Source organism: Phenylobacterium sp. (assembly GCF_036501465.1).
In the GTDB taxonomy this organism is placed as follows: domain Bacteria; phylum Pseudomonadota; class Alphaproteobacteria; order Caulobacterales; family Caulobacteraceae; genus Phenylobacterium.
This window is the reverse complement of record NZ_DASYAF010000086.1, coordinates 1-2,882: the sequence shown is the minus strand read 5'-3', so window position 1 is coordinate 2,882 and position 2,882 is coordinate 1. Positions and strand designations below refer to the sequence as shown.

The following is a 2,882-nucleotide window of genomic DNA, read 5'->3' as shown; positions in this document are numbered from 1 at the left end:
GCGTACCGTATAGGGCTTTCAACCCCTCATCCGACCCCTTCGGGGCCACCTTCTCCCGCAAGGGGAGAAGGGCTCCTTTGCGCAGGCCATTCTAAGTCATTGATATCAAGGACTATCGACGAGATGTGTGAACCTGCTAGCTCCCTCTGGGAGAGGTTTGAAGGGCGCGGCGCCTACTCCACCACCGGGTTGACCAGGGCTTCGCCGGCGAAGAAGCGGCGGAGGTTTTCCAGCGTCAGGGCGACCATTTTCGGCAGGGCGGCGGCCGTGGCGCCGGCGGTGTGCGGGGTCAGGACGGTGTTGGGAACGTCGGTCCAGCGGTCGGCGGCGGTGGGTTCGTCAGCGAAGACGTCGAGCGCCGCCATGCCGAGGCGACCGTCCTTCAGCGCGGCGATGAGCGCGTCCTCATCCACAAGCTGGCCGCGCGCGATATTGACCAGCAGGCCTTGCGGCCCGACGGCCTCGATGATCTCGCGTGAGATCAGGCCGGCATTGTCGCCATCGGCGCGGGCGGCCACCACCAGGATGTCGCTGTCCCTGGCCAGCTCGACCAGGCTGGCGGCGCGCGGCCATTTCGCATCCGGCTTGTCGCGCGGGCCCCACCAGGAGACGCTCAGCCCGAAGGCCTCGGCGCGCCGGGCGACGCCCTCGCCGATCGCGCCCAGGCCGACTATGCCCAGACGCTGGCCGGCCAGCGAGCCGGTGATCTTCTTCTCCGTGGCCTTCCAGGCGCCGCTGCGCACCAGCCGGTCGCCCTCGGCGATGCCGCGCGTCGCGGCCAGGATCAGGCCCATGGCGTGGTCGGCGACGTCCTCGTGATTGACCCCCGGCGAATGGCTGACCTTCAGGCCGCGCGCCTTCGCCCAGTCCAGATCGACGCCGTCGTAACCGGCGGTGAAGCAGGCGATCAGGCCCAGGTGCGGCAGGCTCTCGGCGAAGGTCTTGTCGATGGGAAACTCGCCCGCCACCAACAAGGCGCGGATGCCGCTCGCCGCCTCCAGCGGCGGCCCGGCCCATAGCCGCCAGACCGTGAACTCCGCCTCGAACAGCGGGCCGAGCACACCCAGATGCGGCTGCACGATGAGGATGGCGGGCTTGCTGTCGGGCATGGCGACCTCGAGCTCTCGGGCCCTTCAATAACGCCCGGCGCCCCGGCTTGGCCAGACCGCCTTTGCGGAACCAAGGCCGAGGTCAAAAGTTCAGCTTCAGTCACTGCAACCCTCGCCGTCCCACCCCAGGGAGAAACACAATGAACCCGAAGCTCCTCGTCGCCGGCATCGCCGTCGCCGCCATGACCGCCGCGGCCGCCCAGGCCGCCAGCACCCACCGCCAGAGCGCCGGCGCCTATGCCGAGCCGGCCCAACCGATCGCCTATGCCAACCTCAAGGCCTATATGAAGGCCTCGCCCAGCCAGCGCCGGACGCGTGACTGGTCGGGCGGAACGGCCGCATCGGCGAGCAACGCCGGCTCGAACGTTTCGGCCACCACGCCCTCGAACGCCGGCTCGATGCCGCTGTCGACCCAGACCCAGGCCCCGGATGCGAACGTCTCGGACACCCCGCCGACCGTCAGCCCGCAGGTCAACACCGCCCCGGCCCAGCCGCCGCTGAACCAGGCGCCCCCGAGCAACGCCCAGCCGCCGGCCTCCAACGCCCCGGCGACCACCGACCAGCCAGGCGGGCCAGCGCCGCAATAGGCTTTGTCATAGGGGACGGCTCGATACGGCCAGTCCCGGATTCGGCGCCCCTTCTCCCCCTGCGGGAGAAGGGGCGCTATCTTCCGAACTTCTGGAACTTGATCCGCTTGGGGATCAGCGAGTCCGCGCCCAGGCGGCGCTTCTTGTCATCCTCGTAGGCTTCGAAATTGCCTTCGAACCATTCGACGTGGCTGTCGCCTTCGAAGGCCAGGATGTGGGTGGCCAGCCGGTCGAGGAACCAGCGGTCGTGGCTGATGACCACGGCGCAGCCGGCGAACTGCTCCAGCGCGTCTTCCAGGTTCTGCAGCGTCTCGATGTCCAGGTCGTTGGTCGGTTCGTCGAGCAGGATGACGTTGCCGCCGGTGGTCAGCGTCTTGGCCAGGTGGACGCGGTTGCGCTCGCCGCCCGACAGCTGGCCCACCTTCTTCTGCTGATCGCCGCCCTTGAAGTTGAACGAGCCGACATAGGAGCGGCTGACCAGTTCGCGGTTGCCGATCTTCATCACGTCCAGGCCGCCGGAGATGGCCTGCCACACCGTATCGTTGGGTTTGAGGTCGTCGCGGCTCTGGTCGACATAGGCCAGCTTGACCGTCTCGCCGAGGCGGATGGCGCCCTGATCCGGCTTCTCCTGGCCGGTGATCAGCTTGAACAGGGTCGACTTGCCGGCGCCGTTGGGGCCGATCACCCCGACGATGCCGTTGGGCGGCAGGCGGAAGTTCAGGCCCTTGAACAGGACCTTGTCGCCATATTCCTTCTCCAGCCCGTCGACCTCGATCACCACATTGCCCAGCCTGGGGCCCGGCGGGATCTGGATGGTGGCGAAGCTCTGCTTCTCGCGCTCCTGCTGGTTGACCATCTCGTCGTAAGCCGCCAGACGCGCCTTCGACTTGGCCTGCCGCGCCTTGGCCGAGGAGCGCACCCATTCCAGCTCGCGGGCCATGGCGCGCTGGCGCGCCTCGCTCTCGCTGTTCTCCTGGCGGACGCGCTTTTCCTTCTGCTCCAGCCAGCCGGAATAGTTGCCCTCGTAGGGCACGCCCTTGCCGCGGTCGAGCTCGAGCGTCCACTTGGTGACCTGGTCGAGGAAGTAGCGGTCGTGGGTCACCAGGATGACGCAGCCGGGGAAGTTCTCCAGGTGGTGCTGCAGCCAGGCCACCGATTCCGCGTCCAGGTGGTTGGTGGGCTCGTC

The 2,882-nt window shown here is 68.0% G+C and carries 3 protein-coding genes; 1 reads left to right on the top strand and 2 read right to left on the bottom strand.

Going from position 1 to position 2,882, the window contains the following annotated elements:
* Window positions 1–173: 173 nt before the first annotated feature.
* On the bottom strand, window positions 174–1,109 hold the full coding sequence (locus tag VGL85_RS08945) for a 2-hydroxyacid dehydrogenase (protein WP_331588217.1): 936 nt from the start codon (window positions 1,107–1,109) through the stop codon (window positions 174–176).
* A 140-nt stretch (window positions 1,110–1,249) separates the two neighbouring features.
* Between VGL85_RS08945 and VGL85_RS08940 the strand changes: the two genes are divergently transcribed.
* Window positions 1,250–1,696 (top strand): hypothetical protein, encoded by a 447-nt coding sequence (locus VGL85_RS08940; RefSeq protein ID WP_331588214.1) that lies wholly within the window; start codon window positions 1,250–1,252, stop codon window positions 1,694–1,696.
* A gap of 76 nt (window positions 1,697–1,772) precedes the next feature.
* On the opposite strand, the gene ettA is transcribed toward VGL85_RS08940, so the two are convergent.
* Window positions 1,773–2,882, bottom strand: a 1,110-nt coding sequence (gene ettA, locus VGL85_RS08935; protein WP_331588212.1) for an energy-dependent translational throttle protein EttA, incomplete at its 5' end; no start/stop codon positions are given.

Bases quoted from the DNA above. Each gene is read 5' to 3' on its own strand.
- VGL85_RS08945 (WP_331588217.1), bottom strand. From the start codon at position 1,109: ATGCCCGACAGCAAGCCCGCCATCCTCATCGTGCAGCCGCATCTGGGT.
- VGL85_RS08940 (WP_331588214.1), top strand. From the start codon at position 1,250: ATGAACCCGAAGCTCCTCGTCGCCGGCATCGCCGTCGCCGCCATGACC.